Origin of the sequence: Pseudooceanicola sediminis (genome assembly GCF_003575965.1) — a bacterium.
Classification (GTDB): Bacteria; Pseudomonadota; Alphaproteobacteria; order Rhodobacterales; family Rhodobacteraceae; genus Pseudooceanicola; species Pseudooceanicola sediminis.
The window spans coordinates 1-18,510 of sequence record NZ_QWJJ01000025.1; the positions used below are offsets into that span (position 1 = coordinate 1).

Below are 18,510 nucleotides of genomic sequence, written 5' to 3' on the forward strand. Positions count from 1 at the left end.
GCGGCCAGGTTGAAAGCATCGAAGCCTACGCTGGCGACGCCGAAGTCACTTTCCCCAAGACCCAGATCGCCTATGCCGCATTGACCTGGGACGACCCCGAAGTCGAGATGCGGGCGCTTTCGCTCGAAGATGTCGTGGAGCAACTGGCGTACGACTTGCTGTCTGACACTCACGGCGGTTGGGAAAACAACGACGGGGCCTACGGCGAATTCTGCTTCGACGCGCGCGCTCGCTCCATTCACCTCGAGTTCAACGAGCGCTTCACCTCGTCCGAACTCTACACGCACGATTTCTGAGGGGGCGGCGATGGCACATCCCTACCACCACGCCCTGTCCTCGGTGAAGAAATGGGGCGGCACGGTCGAGGATTTCCTCGCCGTGCATTCCTGGTTCGACCAGAGCAAGGAGATCACAGCCGATTTTCGGCACCGGGCGCTGCGCCACCATGCCGAGGGCATCTTCATGGCCGAGACCATCTTTGGTCAGACCCTCACGCTCTCGACTGGGCGCATCATCCCTACCCGGTGGGTCGGCGAGCAGCATGTTAAGGAGGACCTCGGCTTCATCCCGAGCTTCGCCGATTGGGTGAAGGCCATTCGGCCTGAGCCTTGGATGGGTCGAACCGAACGGATCGAGGCACAGGTCGATCCGTATCTCGCTTCGCCCGTAGTCGAGGTCATGTGACATGACCGATCCCACTTATCGACGTCTTGGCTTGCCGCCGGCCGCTTCGCGACTGGCAGTGGTTCGCGCGGCGGTCCGGGCGCTACACCCCGACACGCGCGCTGTTTGCAGTCTCCGGCTGGCGCGCAAGCGCTTCTACCGGCAGATGCTCTGCGCTCATGCCGCACGACAGGCGGCGGGCGACACGTCGACCGGCTGATCGTTCCCAACTACCCCTTCATCCCAATCGATCGCCCGGCCTCCTGGCCGGGTCTTCCCCATTAAGGAGGTCCCCATGGCGGATTACTTCACCCATTTCTCATGCCTGATCGACGTCGGCAGCCCCGACAAGGCCGCCCGCGCGCTCGCACTGTTTCAGGAACTTCGCGCTGCGGATCAGGACGCTGACGACCCAGATGTCGCTGGCTTCGATCTCGTGCACCAGGATGCCCCCGAGGGCAGCAGCCTCTGGATCCATGACGACGAACACGGCGATGTCGAAGCCGTCATCCGCTTCGTCTTGCGGCTCGCCGAAGACCTCGACCTCACCGGCCTTTGGGGGTTCCAGTATGCTCTGACCTGCTCCCGGCCGCGGCTCGACGCCTTTGGCGGCGGTGCGCATGCCATCGATCTCGGCGCTCGTAAATCCATCGGCTGGTCCAGCACGCAAGAATGGTTGGTCGCGGCGCTGAACGGGGAGGACGCCGATGCCTGAGATCATCTGCGCCACTGTCTACCAGTTCCCCGAGCTCTCGGATGCGGCCAAAGAGAAGGCCCGATGCTGGTATCGCGACCTCGGGCCCCACGACGACTGGTGGGACGCGGTCTATGAAGATTTCGAGCGGGTCTGCGAAATCCTCGGCATCAGCCTGAAGACCACGCCCGTCCGCCTGATGGGCGGCGGGACGCGCCAAAAGCCATGCATCTGGTTCTCCGGGTTCTGGAGTCAGGGCGACGGGGCCTGTTTCGAAGGATACTGGTCCCACGCCAAGGGCGCGGCCGCGCGCATTCGGGACTACGCGCCCACGGACGCGACGTTGCACGGCATCGCCGACCGGCTGCAGGCCATCCAGCGGCGAAACTTCTACCAGCTCGCCGCCGAGGCCAGCCACCGTGGTCGCTACTACCATGAATGCACCATGTCGGTGGACATCACGCGGGACAGCGCGACCTGGCAGCCGCCGACTGAGGACGTGGAACAAGTCGTGACCGAGGCGCTGCGTGATCTGGCCCGCTGGCTCTACCGCCAGCTTGAAGCCGAATACGACCACCTCACCTCGGACCAGGCCATCGAGGAGGGTATCATCGTCAACGCGTATACGTTCACGGAAGGAGGGCGGCGGTTCGGGTGAGCTGATCTCGTTCCACGCTGACAAGCGGGGGCTAGTCTGTTGTCAGTCGGCAATGCTCACGGCTTCTGCCGCACGACCGTCATGACCCGGGAATATTGTTTGATCCAGATGGCCTTATCTGGGCTCAACCATTTGATCAGTTCCATGATCTGACTATACTCAGCGGTGATATTTCGATGAAGAATTGGTTCATGATGAAAGACGCGGTTGCGAAATTCACGGACATCGTCACAGCGCTTGTATAGTTGTGCATAGGAAACAGGCCCCGGCAGGTGAGGGAAGTCTCCATGCAGATTTGCCCAGAAGACGGGTTCGTGCCTTGGCAGCAGCATTTTCACCCAGAATCCAAAATTAAGCTCTGCGGTCATTCGCCCTGAGGTAACCGCGCCCGTTGTGACGAGCTTGTCGCGTGCTGTTTTTACTATGCGCTTGCCGTGGCTCTTGATCTGCAAGAGAAAGGCAGGGTCATCCCACCATTGCGGACCATAGAGCGCGATGAGGCGAACGACGATTATGTTCCTTAGACTGACCTCGGCTGCGCTCAGTACAGGGAAGAAAGCCTCACTGAGCTGAATGTTCCAGCCATAGAGGGCGAGAGCGCGATCTGGATTGTGACCAGCAGCAACGAGGTACTTCGTGAGGCGTTCTTGAGAAATTATATTTGTTACCAAGTACTTAATGCTCCGATCGACTGTTCGCACGACTTTCACACTGCGCTTGACAGTCGTGCGAAGATACCCATATATGAGAGCAATCGAAGGCAAAGTCAGGCCTTCAAACCCTTAGAAGCCCGCGACAGCCGTTACAGGTCCTCGCGGGTTTTCGCTTTTTATACATCTACTTACGGAAATCCAAGAAGATTTGGCGAGGCAAACTCTCAGCCCAATATGGTGCGGTGGCGCTTGGTCATCCCACTATTCTGCTTCTAGTCGACCTTCACCAGGAATAGCTTTTCCAAGCTCAGAGTTATGACGTGTGAAGATACCGCAGGCCTGTGACCCCGTTCGTCGGGGGGCGAGCGCCCCGTTCCTGTCACTTGTTCCCGTCGATCCACTTCGACATGAGCCCCTTGTCGCGGAAGCATTCGTCCGGTACGGCGCGCCTTTTGATCCGGGCGAGTTTCTCAGCGAAGGCCACCTGCTTGGACGTGGGCAGCTGGTCCATGTCCGATACCGGCTTCAGCTGGGCCTGAGCCTCGATCCAAGCGCTCAAAGAGCTGAACCTCCCAGGGCAGGAGCGTCCGGTTGCGCAGGGCGAGCGACCGCGCATAGGCAATCTGCTTGGGCGTTACGGGCAGGACGTGCTTGGTGCTTTCCATGGTGAAACCCCCTTTCTGGCTTGGCTCCAAAATAGAACATAACAAGAACAACATCAAGCTAAGCGTCGGGAACACTTTGGTGCGAGAGGGAGAGAGGGGCCGGGAAAGATCAGGTCCGAGGCTGCCCGAGAGAGGGTGTCCGGGCCTGATCCTGTCCTTCATTCCGGAGTTTCCCGATGACCCATCTTGCCCCCGTTGCGCAGGCGTCCTTGCCTGCGCCTATTGTCCCGTTGGCAGCAAATCCTGCCCCTGCGATCGTTGCTGTTGCCGAAGCGCTGCAGCCCGATCTGGCGCAAGGGCATCAGATCGACGCGCTGCGCCTGCGCCGCGAGATGGAACATGCCTTTGGCGGTTCCGATGCGACCGGTGCCTGGGACTGGAAGCTCGCCTATGAGGCGGGCGAGGTGGCGCTAATCCTCTTCCTGCGAAAGTTCGGTCGGGCGCTGCTCGCGCGTGCCGGCGCGCCTGCGGCGCTCTTGCCGATCCTCGCCAAGGTGGCAGGCCTCTTGCCCACGCACACCCGGCGGTCGGAAGAGATGGAGCGCTTTCAGCAATTCTCGACGCCGCTGCCCATGGGGCTCGCGGCTGTGGCGGCAGCACAGATCACGCCCCGTGATCTTGTCCTAGAGCCGTCTGCCGGGACCGGGCTCCTGGCGATCCTCGCCGAGATCGCCGGCGGCACTCTGGCTCTGAACGAGTTGGCGGACACCCGCGCCGACCTTCTTCGCTTGCTGTTCCCGGGCCGACCAGTCACGGGGTTTGATGCCGCGCAGATCGACGATCATCTCGATGCCTGCTCAAGCCCGAGCGTCATTCTGATGAACCCGCCCTTCTCGGCCCAAGCCAATGTCGATGGTCGGTCGACCGAGGCGACGGCCCGACATCTGCGCTCGGCCCTTGCGCGCTTAGTTCCCGGCGGACGGCTCGTCGCCATCACCGGAGCCGGTTTCGCGCCGGATGCGCCTGCCTGGGCCGAGACCTTCGGCCGTCTGACCGAGACCGCCCATCTCGTCTTCACCGGCGCGGTGTCGGGCGCGGCTTTCGCCAAGCACGGCACCAGCTTCGAGACGCGGATTTCTGTCTTTGACAAATGCCGCGGCGGTGAGCCGGGCGGCATCACCGCAGACCTGCGCCAACCCACATCCTCGGACGTGGCACATCTGATGTCCCGGGTCACTGCCGAGGTTCCGCCGCGCCTCGAACTGGATCTAGCTCCTGCTGCGGGGCAGGGCCATTCTTCCCCCTTTCCGGGAAATTCTCACCTCACCACCCGCAAACCCGTCCGCCGACCGCACGCGACCTCTGCAGCCAATCCGGCGAAGCCTGAAACCCAGACTGAGGCCGAGGACCTAAACTACGCACTCCGCGACGCCGCCGAGGACGAAGACGCCGCACGGCTGTCCGATGCGATCTACGAGACCTTCCGTCTGCAGGCTATCGACATCCCAGACGCCGCATCGCACCCGACCAAGCTTGTGCAATCGGCGGCCATGGCCTCTGTCGCACCGCCGAAACCCACGTACCGCCCCAAGCTGCCCCCGGCCGTCCTGCGCGACGGCCTGCTGTCCGACGCGCAGCTCGAGACCGTCATCTACGCGGGCGAGGCGCATGGCGCGCATCTCACTGGGTCTTGGACCGTCGATGAGACCGGAGACGTGGTCTCCGCTGCACCGGACGATGCCGCTGACGCCGTCCGCTTCCGCCGCGGCTTCTTCCTCGGCGATGGCACCGGGGCGGGAAAGGGCCGTCAGTCGGCCGGGATTCTGCTCGACAACTGGGCCCGAGGAAGACGCAAGGCGCTCTGGATCTCGAAGAGCGACAAGCTTCTGGAGGATGCGCAGCGCGACTGGTCGGCGCTTGGCCAGGAGCGGCTTCTGGTGACGCCGCTGTCGCGTTTCGCACAAGGGCGCGACATCCCTCTGACCGAGGGCATTCTCTTCACCACCTATGCGACGCTGCGCTCGGAAGAACGGGGGGCCAAGAAATCCCGCGTTGAACAGATCGTCGACTGGCTCGGGACGGATTTTGACGGGGTGATCATCTTCGACGAAAGCCATGCCATGGCCAATGCCGCCGGGGGCAAAGGCGAGCGGGGCGATACCATGGCATCGCAGCAGGGCAGGGCGGGTCTGCGCCTGCAGCACAAACTTCCGAATGCCCGCGTGGTCTATGTCTCGGCCACGGGCGCGACGACGGTCCACAACCTTGCCTATGCTCAGCGTCTCGGGCTCTGGGGCGGGGAGGATTTCCCCTTTCAGACCCGGTCGGAATTCGTGGAAGCCATTGAGGCTGGCGGGGTCGCGGCGATGGAGGTTCTGGCCCGCGACCTCCGGGCGCTCGGCCTCTACACAGCGCGGTCGCTTTCCTATGACGGTGTCGAATACGAGATGCTGGAACATGCTCTTAGCTCCGAGCAGCGCGGCATTTACGATGCCTATGCCGGGGCCTTCGCCATCATTCACAACAACCTGACCGCGGCGTTGGAGGCGGCGAACATTTCTGGCGCGGCCGACGGGCCGAGCGGGTCGGGCACGCTGAACCGCCAGGCGAAATCCGCTGCGCGGTCAGCCTTCGAGTCAGCCAAGCAGCGCTTCTTCGGCCATTTGCTCACCTCGATGAAGACCCCCATGCTTATCGCATCCATCGATGCAGATATGGCTGCGGGTCACGCGGCGGTCATCCAGATCGTCTCGACGGGTGAGGCACTGATGGAACGCCGCCTGTCGGAGATTCCGACCGAGGAGTGGAACGACATCCGGGTCGACATCACGCCCAGGGAATACGTTCTGGACTACCTCGCCCATTCCTTCCCGGTGCAGCTCTACGAGCCTTTCACCGACAGCGAGGGTAACCTCTCGTCGCGCCCCGTCACGCGCGACGGCCAACCGGTGGAGTGCCGCGAAGCCGTCCGCCGTCGTGACGCGCTGATCGAGAAACTGGCTTCGCTTCCGCCGGTGCCGGGTGCACTCGACCAGATCGTCCAGCGCTTCGGCACGGATCTCGTGGCCGAAGTCACGGGGCGCTCGCGGCGCATCGTGCGGAAGGGCGAAGGGCATTCGGCACGGCTCGTGGTGGAGAACCGGGCTGGAGCCGCGAACCTCGCGGAAACCCAAGCCTTCATGGATGACGAAAAGCGTATCCTGATCTTCTCGGATGCCGGCGGCACCGGGCGCAGCTATCACGCCGATCTCGCGGCGAAGAACCAGCGCCTGCGGGTCCACTACCTCCTGGAGCCCGGCTGGAAGGCAGACGCGGCGATTCAGGGCCTCGGGCGCACCAACCGCACCAATCAGGCGCAGCCGCCGCTCTTTCGGCCGGTCGCCACCGATGTGAAGGCGGAAAAGCGGTTCCTGTCGACCATTGCGCGACGTCTCGACACGCTTGGCGCTATAACGCGCGGCCAGCGCCAGACCGGCGGGCAAGGGCTGTTCCGGCCCGAAGACAACCTCGAGTCGCCCTACGCCCGCGACGCCCTGCGCCAGCTTTACCGCCGCATCTATCGCGGCGATCTGGCCGGATGTTCGCTCGGGGCTTTCGAGGATGCGACCGGGCTCAGCCTGACCGATGAAAACGGGCTGAAGGATGACCTGCCGCCGATCACGACCTTCCTCAATCGCCTGCTGGCGCTGACGATCGACATGCAGGCCGTGCTGTTCGCGGGTTTCGAAGAACTCCTCGATCAGCGAATTGAGGGCGCCATCGCCGCCGGGGTCTATGATCTCGGGCTCGAGACACTCCGTGCCGAGAGCTTCCGGGTGACCGACGTACAGGTCATCTACACCCATCCGGGCTCCGGCGCGGAAACCCAGCTGCTGACCATCGCGGAAAAGCGCCGCAACACGCCTACCGCGCTCGCGGATGCGCTGGACTGGCTCGATGACCCGAAGGCACGCTTGCTGGTCAACAGCCGCTCGGGTCGGGCTGCAGTGCAGGTGCCCGCCACCAGCCTGATGCTCGATGATGGCACCATCGAGCCGCGCCTGCGCCTGATCCGCCCGCTTGATGCCAGCACGGTCCCGGCCAAGGTCATGGAGGACACCCACTGGCTCGAGGCCGACCGCGCGGCCTTCACTGCGGCGTGGACTGCGGAACTGGCCGAGGTGCCGGAGTTTTCGGTCTCCACACTGCACATCGTGGCAGGTCTGCTGCTGCCGATCTGGAAGCAGCTCCCCCAGGATGAAACCCGCGTCTACCGCCTGCAGACCGATGACGGTCAGCGCATCATCGGTCGACGAGTCTCGCCTGCCTGGGTCGCGACCACGCTGGCCGCCGATGCGCCCAAGCTCTCGGCCGCGCAGGTCCATGCCCTCGTTCTGGAGGGAAAGACTGTGGTGCGCTTGGCCGAAGGGATGGAGTTGCACCGCTCCCGTGTCATGGGCGTGAACCGGATCGAACTCTCGGGCTTCTCGGAGGCCGCCAAGGATCGGCTCAAGGCCGATGGCTTCTTCTCGGAGATCATCAGCTGGAAGCTTCGGCTGTTTTGCCCGACCGACGCCGATGGCATCGAGATACTGGATCGTCTGCTTGCACGTTGTCCTGTCGCAAGGCTACATGATCGCGGAGGTTGTTGACCCATGTATTCCGAGACCGAAGACCTCGTGCGCGATCTGGCTGAAAATGCCGAAGGCGTCTGTCGTGCCTACCTTCCCGCCGGACGGCGGGAAGGATCCTACTGGATCGTCGGCGATCTGCAGAACAACCCCGGCCGGTCGCTCTTCGTGCGGTTGACGGGCCCTGCGTCGGGACCAGGGGCAGCGGGCAAGTTTACGGATGGGGCCACAGGCGAGCATGGCGATCTCTTGGACATCATCCGCGCCCGGATGGGGATCACGCGCTTCCCCGACCTTCTCGCCGAGGCCCGAGCGCATCTTGGCCGTCCGCAGCCGGTCGTCCCGGATAGGCAAGAGCCGAGGAAGGCCAAGGCGCTCGGTGGCACTCCTGCGGCGGCGGCGCGTTTGTTCGCTGCCTCGAACCCGATCACAGGCACGCTTGCTGAGACCTACCTCCGTTCCCGAGGCATCACCCAATTCGGGGCGAACGGCGCCTTACGCTTCCACCCGAAGTGCTGGCATCGGGAAGAGGGGCAGACCCGGAACATCCCCAGACCGGCGATGATCGCGGCGGTTACCGATGGGGCAGGGGCCGTTCAGGGCGTGCATCGCACCTGGTTGGCCGCTGACGGGCAGGGGAAGGCGGCAGTGAAGCCAGAGCGTCGGGCTATGGGTCACCTCCTCGGCAATGCTGTCAGGCTGACCCCGCAGGATGACATCCTCGTCATCGGCGAAGGCATCGAGACCATGCTGTCCCTGTCCGAGGCAATCCCAGGTCTGCCCGTCTGGGCGGCGCTCTCGTCGGGACACCTCGGGGCGGTTCTGCTGCCGGAGGGGCTCCAGCGCCTCTACATCGCCATCGATCGCGATCCGGCCGGGCATCGCGCGGCAGAGAAGTTGAGCGCCAGAGCCTCCGAGGTCGGGGTGCACGTGCGCGTGCTGGAGCCGCGGCTCGGGGATTTCAACGATGATCTTCGGGCAAACGGCAAGGACGCGCTGCGCCAGCATCTGGCGGGTCAGATCGGGCCAGAGGATCGGCATCGCCTGCCCAGCTGAGCTGCATCGCGCAGGGGGGGCTGGGAGTACGGGGAAGGGGGCTGCATCCCAGTCGTGGCTTTGGATCGTCGTCCTCACCCCATCCCGGGCCTTCCGCATCCACCCGTCACCCGAGCGGCCTTCAAGAGATGGGCAGGCCGTCAAAGCAGTTGCCCCTGCAAGGTCGGAAGGGAAGCTATTTCCGCCGGCGGCAAAGCCGCCTTTGCATCGCGAGACAAATAGCTTCCCTGCCGACCTCCTCCACGTTGTTCCGGCCCCGGTGAAGCCGGGGTGAAGGGGCAACCGCCCCGACGGCTCGGGTCTGCCCATGAAGGCCGCGCGGGATGACGCGCGGACGAGACAGGCCCGGAGGCAAGAAACCGATGACGATCCACACCCACGACGACGCGTATGAACCCGCCCATAGCGCATCCCAGACCGCCCATGCGCTCGACGAGCTCCAGCTCTACGGCTATCGCCCCTTTGACGGGCCCGATCCGCGCCCGATGCCCGATGGGCAGCGCCTCGCCGTCGCCGTCGCCGACATCTTCGACGCCCTCGTCGCGACCCTGGAAGACACCCGTATGGAACCCGACCTCGAAGAGGTGCTCTGGGGCCAGGTCAACCTCTTCCACCGCGCCACGGCCCGGATCGAGCGGACGCTCGATGAGAACGAGCAGGCGCAGCGCCGCCTCCAGCGCGAGCAGGACGGCTCCGAAGTGAAGTCCGTCGAACTCGAGCGCCTGACGGCCGAAGGCCTGACTCTCGTTGAACGGCGCAACTGCATGGACATGATGCGCGATCACGCCGCCACCGAGTTCGTCCATCACACGGGATCGACCTGGCGCCCCCGCACCGGATCAATCGTGAACCGCCAGCACATGACCGCCGCTCTGATCGACAGCCGCGATTTCCTGGCCGCCAAGCGCCGCGCCGAGACCGAAGTGATGCTGCCCGCTGGTCCCAAGGTCGCCCTCACCGGCGGGACCGATTTCAACGATCACCGCCTGATCTGGGGCAAGCTCGACCAGGTCCGGACCAAGTATCCCGACATGGTCCTCCTGCACGGTGGCAGCCCCAAAGGCGCAGAGCTCATCGCCGCCAAATGGGCCGAGGCTCGCAGCGTGACGCAGGTGGCCTTCAAGCCCGACTGGACCAAGCACGCCAAGGCAGCGCCCTTCAAGCGCAACGACGCGATGCTGGATGTGCTCCCGGTCGGGGTCCTCGTCTTCCCCGGAACCGGTATCCAGGAAAACCTCGCCGACAAGGCCAAGAAGCTCGGCATCCCGGTCATGAAGTTCGAGAAGGGGGCGTGAGCCCTCTCTTTCTTTTCGGGACAGAACAATGTGGAAACGTCGAAGAGCGCTTGATATTGTGGTCTGGAGAGAGGCGCCAACAACATGTTCGACACGTCGCAGCAAATGGAAGTGTTCCCGACAACGGTCGATCTCAAGCGGATCGACCCGTCTCTCAACATGCGGCGCTTCTATCGAATGAGCGTTCAGCCGGACCTGTTTGGCGGCGCATGCCTTGTGCGGGAATGGGGCCGTATCGGGCTTCGAGGGCAGATGCTAATCGAACAGCATGATGACGAGGGCAGGGCGGTCAACGCTCTGATGAAGCTGTCGGCGACGAAGAAGCGGCGGGGCTACAAATTATTGGGCGAAATTTGAAGAAGCGGCCCGATGCAGCCACTGACTTTGAACTCAAACGCTGCACGGTCATTTCCCAAGAGATGTATTGCTTTGAAGCGATACGCGAAAGGCTGTGAACGTGAAGCGCAAGCCGACCAAGCACGTGATCTAGAGCAGGAGCGGCAGGTGTACGAACGCATGCTTGGGAGACAGTCTGAGGCATCTCGTCAATACAGCGTGGGTAAATTTAAGTCAGCTTGAGCACTTGCTGGGTGAAGAAGCTATTGAAGTTGTGAATTTTTATCGCGCCATCATGTATTCGCTCTTCAGGACCAGCAAGGTCATGACCTCGTCGTCACCCACACGGAACGACTGCTCAGCAAGCTCATACCGATCGGCGCCCTCTGTATCGAACCAGGTGTCCGCGTCCATAAGAGACAGCGAGATGTCGTCCCGGGCTCCCTTGTGCAGGATATCGTGAGCGTTGCTCTGCGGGTCAAGTGTTCGACGCAGGAACCATCGCTCCCCGACGCTCTTCGATCTCTTGAACCAGTTGAGGCCGCCGCGGCTGTAAGAGGCCAGGAGGCTCGGCTCGAAATCCAGATCCACCAAGCGATACGCCATGGCCGTCTTGCTGACAGAAAAGGCGTCCGAAAGAAGACGGACGGTGCGCATATCGAATTTCTTGAAGTCATTCAGAGCGCTCTTGAGCATGAACTCCGGCATCAACAGCTCTGAGGCGAACCGGTTGGCGCCCTTCTCTCGGGACATTCCTCGTTCCCGCCCCTTGCTACCCCCGATATCCTCTTTTGCACAAAACAGATGTTCTCCCCTGTGCCATTCCCAGTGCCCCAGTTCGTGTGCGAGGGAGAACCTCTGGCGCCGTAGATTTCCATGCGCGTCATTCACGGCGATTATCGCGCGGCCGACGTCAGCTCGACCATGGATGCAAGCCTCACATCCGTCCATTTCCCGGTAGTCAACCTTGGCACCTTGAAGCCAGGCAATGGCTTCAAGGTTGATGTCTTCCGGTCGCTTCAGGCGCAAAGCCTGGAGGATCTCCTCAGCACGACGCGGAGAATGAGTCATTCTTCATCGCCGTTTTTGTCAGGCCAAGCGTCATCGTCGAACAGGTCTTCCAAGTCCTTCTCGATCCCTTTTCTGTCTCTCTCCGACAGCTTCTTTCCATGACGAGCGGCCACCGTATCGGGCATGAAGTTGCCAGGCCTGTTCGCAGGCCTGCGTTGAGCCATGGAGACGACATTTTGGTCGCGCGTTGCACGATCTTGCTCAGCTGCGGCCTTGGCTTCCTTCATTGCCATTTCGGCGACCTCGTCTTTCGCGGTCTCCAGCCAAGCTCTCATGCGATCACCGAAAGCAGCAATGTCCTCCCCGGCCTCTTCAGCCTCTTTTCGAATATCCTCGTCTGAAGCGTTCGTGATAGCTTCGTCGATTTCCTCCGCCAGGCGATCTTGAAAGGTTTTCTTATCCTTCGCCATTGAGCATCTCTTTCATTTCCGGGTGTGCGTTGCGTGTCCTTTTGACCCGCTGCACCACCGTGTTGTATTCCCTTTCATTCCAGTCGAGGCCCGTCATGATCTCGGACTTCGATTGCCCTTCCTCCAGAGCCAGGAGGTATAGCTGTGAATCGTCATCACCCTCGAAGAGCGCCATGAAGCGGGCCATAAATTCTTTCTCGAAGAGCTGCCCTTCTTGGTTGCACGACGAGGCAATGTCCTTCGCGGCCTCCATGTCTTTGTCGGCGTTCTTGCGAAACCCGATCTTAGGCCGCTCCGATGCAATGCTCCGCATCACGCCGGAGAGAAAGTCCATAAGTGCAACACCTTTGGGCCATTGGCGTGTCCCGGTGATCTCACTTTTCATCACCCTCATGACGGCCTCTTGAAGGACCTCCTCCTCGTCGCCGACTCGGTTGTTCCGAATGCACCAGTTACGCGCCTTCTGAAGGAGCTTTCTGAGTGCGACATCATCGCGGAAGAGAAGGTCCAGTTCGTCAGTGAATTCCTTGAGGGTATTGAACTCTTGGGGTGTGTCTTTCGCCATGCCAATCGCCATCTTCGCTGCTCTTAATATACATATGCGCACGCAGCGACCTATCGCAGTCAAGAAAATTCAAAAAAATATTAAGGCTACGAACGCGAACACTCTTGTGCCGCGCATACACCATTGATGGCGCCTGCTGCGGGCGTCGAGCAGACAAGAAAAGGATTTGCTGCCATGACTACCGAACAGATGGAAATCGAAGATCTCCAGGCCGCCCTGAAGGCCGGCCGCAAGCCCCGCGACCACGGACCCTACAAGGTCAAAGTCGGCGACCACGACCTGAAGTTCACCGACGCCGTCATCGACGATCCGACGCCCACCGGCCGCCAGATCATCGAGGGGGCCGACTTCCGTAAGGCCGAGGAACACCTCGTGTTCCAGGTGCTGCGCAACGGTGAACTTGAAGAACTGCGCCTCGAGGAAACCACGGATCTGCGCCCTGGCCAGGTCGAGCGCTTCCTGGTCTTCCCGAGCGCGGAATCCTTCCGCTTCGACATCGATGGCAAACGCCTCGAGTGGGGCCACAAGGTCATCAGCGGGCGCGTGCTCAAGAAGCTGGCCGGGGTCGATCCCGCGAAGTTCGCCGTCTGGCAGGTGATCCCCGGCAAGGATGACATCCTGGTCGGCGACACCGATCTGATCTGCCTCGCGGATGCTGGCCTGGAGCACTTCTTCACCGGCGTGCCCCAGACCACGGAAGGGGGTGCGGCATGAGCCTCCTCCCCCGTCAGGATCGCCTCTACCTCGAGGGTCGCGGCATCACCGTTCGCGAGGTCATCGAAGGCGGAAAGAAGGGCGTGATCCTCACCGGGATCACGCTGCCGGAAGGCAAGTATCAGGTCGCCCAGGTGGATATCCTGATCCTGCTGCCGCCCTCGTATCCCGAGGTCGCCCCCGACATGTTCTACGCCGTGCCGCATCTGAAGCTCCTTGCCGGCCAGCGTGAGCCCCGCTGCACGCAGGCACGCCAGGCCTTTGATGGCCAGAACTGGCAGCGCTGGTCTCGCCATAACAACCAGTGGCGTCCCGGCACCGACGGCATCTGGACCATGCTGAAGCGGGTCGAAGAGGCCCTGGAGGTGGCGGCATGAAGCGCAGCGACATCACCCTCCACGCCCGTCACCGCGACAAGCTGCAGGCGCTGCTCGCGCACCCCCGTGGGCACGAGGGCGCCGCCTACATGCTGCTCGGCAAAAGCGAGATCGCGCAGGACCCCTGGGACCTCGAGCCGCGGACCCGTTACACCTCCTACGAGGTCATCGCGATCCCGCAGGAGGACCGCGTCGATGCCAGCGACAAGCACGTCACCTGGAATACCAACTCCTTCGCCCAGCTCTGTCGCCGGGCCAAGGAGGAAGGCCTGGTGCCGGCGATCGTTCATAGTCACCCGGGAGGCTTCGACGGTTTCTCGGACCAGGACGATCGCAACGAGCGCGACCTCTTCACCATGGCTCGGAACCGTAACGGCGAGGGGACACGCTTGGTGAGCGTCGTGCAAGTCGGTGACGGCCTCTACCGGGCACGGGTCTGGGAAGACGACATGGCACCCTTGCCCTGTCACCGCGTGACCGTCATCGGCATTCGGCTCGAGATCCAGTCGACCGACGTGCCGACCCCGTCGGAAGCCTTGGCCCGGCAGGCACTGGCCTTCGGGCCGGAGGTCAACGGACTCCTCAAACAGCTCTCCGTTGCCGTGGTCGGCTGCGGCGGCACCGGCAGCCCGGTGGTCCATCTCCTCGCTCGCCTCGGCGTGGGGCGCATCTTGGTCATCGACGATGACGTGGTCGAGCATTCCAACCTGAACCGCCTGTATGGCGCGACCCGAAAGGATGCCGAAAACGCGGTGCCCAAGGTCGACGTCATGGCGCGCGAGGTGACGATGATGGGCCTCGACGTCGAGATCCGGTCGATGAACGGCTGGGTGGATGCGCCGCATATCCGTGACGCGCTGAAATCCTGCGACGTCATCTTCGGATGCACGGACGATCACGCCGGGCGCCTCTACCTGAACCGCGTGGCGCACTTCTACCTGATCCCGGTCATCGATGTCGGGCTGGTCCTCATGCCCCGTGACGATGGTGAGCCCGGCCTCCTCGAGATGGCCGCGCGGGTCAGCGTGCTGTTTCCCACGTCGGCGTGCCACGGCTGCCGCGGCACAGTCGATCGCGTCAGGGCTCGCGAGGAGGACCTCCAGCGATCGGACCCCGCCGAATATGAACGGCAGAAGACCGAAGCCTACGTCCGCGGCGGAGGTAATCCCGCGCCGGCCGTCGTGACCTTCACCTCCGAGGCCGCCACCATGGCAGTGAACGAACTTCTTGCCGGTCTCGTCGACTTCCGCGGCGGCGGTGGATGGACATGGCAACGCTATCGCAAGCTCGACAAGGGTTTAGAGCGTTCGCAGGCGGCGCAGCCCCGGTCCGACTGCCCGGTCTGCGGCAGCGAGGAATACTGGGGTCTCGGCGACATCGATCCGTTCCTGGATCGCATCGGGTGAGCGGGATGATGATCGACATTCTGCGGAAGAGCCTCGAGCTCTTCCGCCTCATTCCACGAAGTGATCTGCTTGCCAGGGTAACACCCACACACCCGACGCCGGATCAGATCGTGCCGGGGGAGATGACCATCGTGCGCGATGGCGTCGACAAATGGGCCTGCTTCCACTGCCCTGGTGGGTGCGGCGAGACCATCAAACTGTCCCTCAGCAAGAACCGGAGGCCCAGGTGGACGGCCATGTCAGACTGGCTGAGGCGCCCGACCATCTCGCCGTCGGTCCGCCAGACGAACGAATGCCGGTGTCACTTCTGGATCCGGCAGGGGCGGATTGACTGGTGCAAGGACAGCGGCCCCGGGGCGGGATAACAGTCGAGCGTTCGGGTTGCGTTCGGGGCCCCCCCAGAGCCGGCGTGCCATGCTATTCCTGTCAGCAACATGGAGTGATCTGATGGAAACGATGGAACGAGACGCCGAGTATATCGCCAACCAGTGCAAGTATATCCGCAAGATGTTCTCTCTAACCCAGGAGAACCTTGCGGACACCTCCGGGTTGACGGTCCGCACGATCCAGAAGGTGGAAAGCGGACGGCACGTGCCCGAGGTGCAGACCTTGCGAAGCCTCGCGCGCGGCCTCGGGTTCGACATCAAGGTCTTCTCCAAGCCCACCCCCGAGGAGGAGAAGCGCCAGCAGGAAGAAATGGAGCGCGCGCTGAAAAAGACGGTGCTTGTGCCCACGTCCCCCATCAGGAAGCCCAACGACTTCTATTCCCGTAACCGCGAATGGCACGGGCTCCTGATCAACGCCGGCGCGGTGGAGGCCGGCAATGCCCTCGAACTGACTGCCGCGATTTCGGACTGGATGACCGATCTGGACGGGATCTGGGATATGAGCAGCGCCGGCCAGCGGCTTGAGTATTCGGCCGCGATCTCTGCGCTGTGTCTCGAGTTGGAGGGCCTCGGATATCTCATGCACTTCGGTCACTTCCGACAGCAGCACATGCACGACAAGGGGATGATCCTGGATATCGGGATGATCACCTTTCTTCCGAAGGCCGGCCACGACGGCGTCCGCTACGGCATCGTCACCCTGGAAGACCCGTGGGAGGTTCCAGAACAGGATCGCCCCAAGCTGTGATTTGTTCTCGACGGGCCTCTCTGTCTGGTCATGACCATCATCTGCACGTCTGTCGCAGGCCTGGCCATATCGGCCGGGCCTCTACTTTTCAGAGCTGACCGTCATGAGACGACAGGCGAGCTCACGGTCGCCCCATCGGGCCGCGAAGGCCTCGCTTGTCGAGAACCAGCCGCCATCGTCGCCCTGGCCGTGGTTGGCCCCCATACAGGAACACTGGCACTCATGGCCGATGGCGTTCATGCAGGCCGGAGCGCAGATCTCCTGCTCCCGGTAGGGTTGGATGACATAGATCAGGCCCCAGCGGCGAAGACAGCGGTTCACGAGGTCATTGAACCATGCCTTGGGACTCTCCCAGCATCCCAGTGCCGAGTTCCAGCTTGGCCGGATACGCCGGCCATTCCTGAGCCAGGCATAGTTGTCGTCCGCATAAGGAAGGCGGACCCTGACCCGTTCGCCCTTGCCGTCACGGCGAAGCGCGACAGGGATTGTCTTCTGGTTCCATGCCGCCTTCAGGCGGCCTTCGTCCTGTATCGTCATGCTCGTTGCAGCTCAAACAGGCTGAATCCGGGGAAGCATTCTCAATAAAGCGCTACTTGGAGCTATTTTACCGCGCTGGTTTTTTCAGATTCTTAGCTAGCCCGATTCAAATATCAATAGGGCAAAAAAATTACATAAAACGAATTATCGGATTTTTTATAAATTGTTGTTTTCATGCAATTTTTATTCACTCCAGTCGAGTTTCAACCAGTATCGCGTGTGCCTCCGCTCGCCGGTTCGAGCGAGCACGCCCTTCTCGACCAGATCCTGCAGATCGCGGGTCGCGGTCGCGCGTGAGGTTCCGGTGATCTTGAGGTAGTTGTCGGCGCTGAGGCCGCCTTTGAAACCGCCAGGGCCTTCCCGCAACATTCGAGCGATGGCCTTGGCCTGGCGTTCGTTCAAGTGGTCTCTGTGACGATCGTAGAAGTGTGCCTTGCTGATGAAGAAGCCGACGCGGTCGAGTGTTGCCTGTTGGGCTTTCAAGACAACTTCCGCGAACCAGACGAGCCAATCGGTCACATCGAGCGTTTTTTGATGCTGCTCGAGCTGGTCGTAGTATGCCTTGCGCTGCTTCTCGATGGTGAAGGCGAGCGAGATGAGGGTCGGCTGGCCAATATTCTGCGCCAGCGACTTTTCAGCGAGGGCGCGACCCAAGCGTCCGTTGCCGTCTTCGAATGGGTGGATGCTCTCGAAATAGAGGTGGCTTAGCCCTGCGCGCGTCAGCGCTGGAAGCGGCTCTGCTCCCCCCGGCCCGGTCTTGTTGTACCAATCCGCGTATCGCTCCATCTCAGGCATGACCCGCTCCGAGGGCGGCGCTTCGAAATGGATCGTGGGCCGGTCAAGGCGGCCGGAAACGATTTGCATCGCCTCGGCGTGTTGTCGGTAGGCCCCGATGGTTTCCAACCGACTGTCATGGGACAGGAGCATTCGATGCCAGCGGTACAGCGTCTCATGGGTCAGCGGCTCTGCAAAACTGGAATAGACGTCGACCATCATTTCCGCGACGCCCTGTTCGCGCGGTTTGGCAGGGTAGCTGTCCGGATCGAGGCCCAGATGGCGGCGCAACGAAGACTGGACACTGAGCCGGTCGAGGATTTCACCCTCGATGGCGCTCGTCTGCATTGCTTCCTCGCTGAGCAGTTCGATGCGGAGTTGCTCGCGCTCCGGCTGGCTGACATGATGGACCGCGCCGAGGATTTCTCCGGACGACAGCAGGAACGTCTGCTCAAACGGCTCCAGCGCGGAGGCGTCATACCGGAAATCCGGCCAATCAGGCAGCGTCCAGTTCCAAGCCATGAGTTATAGATATCCTTTCTATAACTCACAGATAGATCACTTTTGAGGCATAGAAGTCAACTCTATCGCTCAAAGGACCTGCGGGATGGGATGACCCACAAACCGACGCGAGGCCTTGAGCTAGGCCTTTTCAAGGTGCGTCAGATCTTGCTGACGCGGTCTGGGGGTCTTCGGATCGACTGGGTTCTGTTCCGTCGCTTGAATGAATGGTTCATAGCGAACGTCCGCCATGGCGCCGTCGAACCAGGCAGGCTGCACGTCGCCATTGTTCCATTGGTACAGGTAGCCAACCAGATTTTCAGATGTCTTGCAGAGGATGCGCATGATCGGTTCGCCAGTCAGGCGGGGCTTCGTGTTCATAATGCGTTCCTCCTAAATGGACCTCGTAACTCGTCACCACTGAGGTCTGAAAATCTATATGACGCTCAAT

20 protein-coding genes and 1 pseudogene are annotated in these 18,510 nt (G+C 62.1%); 13 read left to right on the forward strand and 8 right to left on the reverse strand.

Going from position 1 to position 18,510, the window contains the following annotated elements; genetic code table 11:
• From DL237_RS19485 to DL237_RS19505, 4 genes are all read left to right on the forward strand, one after another.
• Positions 1–296, forward strand: a 296-nt coding sequence (locus DL237_RS19485; RefSeq protein WP_407691924.1) for a DUF6878 family protein, incomplete at its 5' end; no start/stop codon positions are given.
• Between the two features lie 10 nt (positions 297–306).
• Positions 307–684, forward strand: a complete 378-nt coding sequence (locus tag DL237_RS19490) for a DUF6915 family protein (protein ID WP_009574197.1) — start codon at positions 307–309, stop codon at positions 682–684.
• Between the two features lie 274 nt (positions 685–958).
• Positions 959–1,378 carry a hypothetical protein gene (locus DL237_RS19500; protein WP_009574195.1) on the forward strand — a complete coding sequence of 140 codons (420 nt, stop codon included), beginning with the start codon at positions 959–961 and terminating at the stop codon, positions 1,376–1,378.
• Positions 1,371–2,015 carry a hypothetical protein gene (locus DL237_RS19505; RefSeq protein WP_009574194.1) on the forward strand — a complete coding sequence of 215 codons (645 nt, stop codon included), beginning with the start codon at positions 1,371–1,373 and terminating at the stop codon, positions 2,013–2,015. The genes DL237_RS19500 and DL237_RS19505 overlap by 8 nt, the downstream gene beginning before the upstream one ends.
• Positions 2,016–2,071: 56 nt before the next feature.
• On the opposite strand, the gene DL237_RS19510 is transcribed toward DL237_RS19505, so the two are convergent.
• Both DL237_RS19510 and DL237_RS19515 read right to left on the reverse strand, forming a co-directional pair.
• Positions 2,072–2,686 (reverse strand): Abi family protein, encoded by a 615-nt coding sequence (locus tag DL237_RS19510; RefSeq protein WP_226562389.1) that lies wholly within the window; start codon positions 2,684–2,686, stop codon positions 2,072–2,074.
• A 361-nt stretch (positions 2,687–3,047) separates the two neighbouring features.
• A pseudogene (locus DL237_RS19515) lies at positions 3,048–3,333 on the reverse strand (hypothetical protein).
• A 176-nt stretch (positions 3,334–3,509) separates the two neighbouring features.
• Between DL237_RS19515 and DL237_RS19520 the strand changes: the two are divergent.
• The 4 genes from DL237_RS19520 (at position 3,510) to DL237_RS19535 (ending at position 10,591) form a co-directional block, all read left to right on the forward strand.
• Complete coding sequence (locus DL237_RS19520) at positions 3,510–7,904, forward strand: bifunctional class I SAM-dependent methyltransferase/DEAD/DEAH box helicase (protein WP_090062984.1); 4,395 nt, start codon at positions 3,510–3,512, stop codon at positions 7,902–7,904.
• Between the two features lie 3 nt (positions 7,905–7,907).
• Complete coding sequence (locus DL237_RS19525) at positions 7,908–8,939, forward strand: DUF7146 domain-containing protein (RefSeq protein WP_074646426.1); 1,032 nt, start codon at positions 7,908–7,910, stop codon at positions 8,937–8,939.
• Positions 8,940–9,301: 362 nt separating this feature from the next.
• Positions 9,302–10,234, forward strand: a complete 933-nt coding sequence (locus tag DL237_RS19530; RefSeq protein ID WP_009574188.1) for a DUF2493 domain-containing protein — start codon at positions 9,302–9,304, stop codon at positions 10,232–10,234.
• Between the two features lie 84 nt (positions 10,235–10,318).
• On the forward strand, positions 10,319–10,591 hold the full coding sequence (locus DL237_RS19535; RefSeq protein ID WP_074646427.1) for a WGR domain-containing protein: 273 nt from the start codon (positions 10,319–10,321) through the stop codon (positions 10,589–10,591).
• Between the two features lie 261 nt (positions 10,592–10,852).
• On the opposite strand, the gene DL237_RS19540 is transcribed toward DL237_RS19535, so the two are convergent.
• Genes DL237_RS19540 through DL237_RS19550 form a run of 3 tightly spaced genes read right to left on the reverse strand, consistent with a single transcriptional unit; the run spans position 10,853 to position 12,628 of the window.
• Positions 10,853–11,641, reverse strand: coding sequence for an ImmA/IrrE family metallo-endopeptidase (locus DL237_RS19540; RefSeq protein ID WP_009574185.1), 789 nt, complete (start codon positions 11,639–11,641; stop codon positions 10,853–10,855).
• Entirely contained in the window at positions 11,638–12,051 is a 414-nt protein-coding gene (locus tag DL237_RS19545; RefSeq protein WP_074646428.1) for a hypothetical protein, read from the reverse strand. The genes DL237_RS19540 and DL237_RS19545 overlap by 4 nt, the downstream gene beginning before the upstream one ends.
• On the reverse strand, positions 12,038–12,628 hold the full coding sequence (locus DL237_RS19550) for a hypothetical protein (RefSeq protein WP_009574182.1): 591 nt from the start codon (positions 12,626–12,628) through the stop codon (positions 12,038–12,040). Before DL237_RS19550 ends, DL237_RS19545 begins: the two co-directional genes overlap by 14 nt.
• 162 nt (positions 12,629–12,790) lie before the next feature.
• On the opposite strand from DL237_RS19550, the gene DL237_RS19555 reads away from it, so the two are divergent.
• The 5 genes from DL237_RS19555 to DL237_RS19575 all read left to right on the forward strand — a co-directional run bounded on the left by DL237_RS19555 (position 12,791) and on the right by DL237_RS19575 (position 16,247).
• A complete protein-coding gene (locus tag DL237_RS19555) occupies positions 12,791–13,330 on the forward strand; it encodes a multiubiquitin domain-containing protein (RefSeq protein WP_051130673.1) in 540 nt (179 codons plus the stop codon).
• Positions 13,327–13,707 (forward strand): E2/UBC family protein, encoded by a 381-nt coding sequence (locus DL237_RS19560; protein ID WP_040403102.1) that lies wholly within the window; start codon positions 13,327–13,329, stop codon positions 13,705–13,707. The genes DL237_RS19555 and DL237_RS19560 overlap by 4 nt, the downstream gene beginning before the upstream one ends.
• On the forward strand, positions 13,704–15,113 hold the full coding sequence (locus tag DL237_RS19565) for a ThiF family adenylyltransferase (RefSeq protein ID WP_009574181.1): 1,410 nt from the start codon (positions 13,704–13,706) through the stop codon (positions 15,111–15,113). Before DL237_RS19560 ends, DL237_RS19565 begins: the two co-directional genes overlap by 4 nt.
• A gap of 122 nt (positions 15,114–15,235) precedes the next feature.
• On the forward strand, positions 15,236–15,478 hold the full coding sequence (locus DL237_RS20910) for a DUF6527 family protein (protein WP_232616952.1): 243 nt from the start codon (positions 15,236–15,238) through the stop codon (positions 15,476–15,478).
• Between the two features lie 82 nt (positions 15,479–15,560).
• A complete protein-coding gene (locus DL237_RS19575; protein WP_040403100.1) occupies positions 15,561–16,247 on the forward strand; it encodes a helix-turn-helix domain-containing protein in 687 nt (228 codons plus the stop codon).
• An 81-nt stretch (positions 16,248–16,328) separates the two neighbouring features.
• Here DL237_RS19575 and DL237_RS19580 read toward each other — a convergent pair whose 3' ends face one another.
• From DL237_RS19580 to DL237_RS19590, 3 genes are all read right to left on the reverse strand, one after another.
• Positions 16,329–16,784, reverse strand: coding sequence for a hypothetical protein (locus tag DL237_RS19580; RefSeq protein ID WP_009574178.1), 456 nt, complete (start codon positions 16,782–16,784; stop codon positions 16,329–16,331).
• 183 nt (positions 16,785–16,967) lie between these two features.
• Positions 16,968–18,080, reverse strand: a complete 1,113-nt coding sequence (locus DL237_RS19585; RefSeq protein WP_007803314.1) for a Fic family protein — start codon at positions 18,078–18,080, stop codon at positions 16,968–16,970.
• A gap of 120 nt (positions 18,081–18,200) precedes the next feature.
• Positions 18,201–18,440: a hypothetical protein gene (locus DL237_RS19590; protein WP_043754644.1), complete on the reverse strand. Its 240-nt coding sequence runs from the start codon at positions 18,438–18,440 to the stop codon at positions 18,201–18,203.
• Between the last annotated feature and the right edge of the window lie 70 nt (positions 18,441–18,510).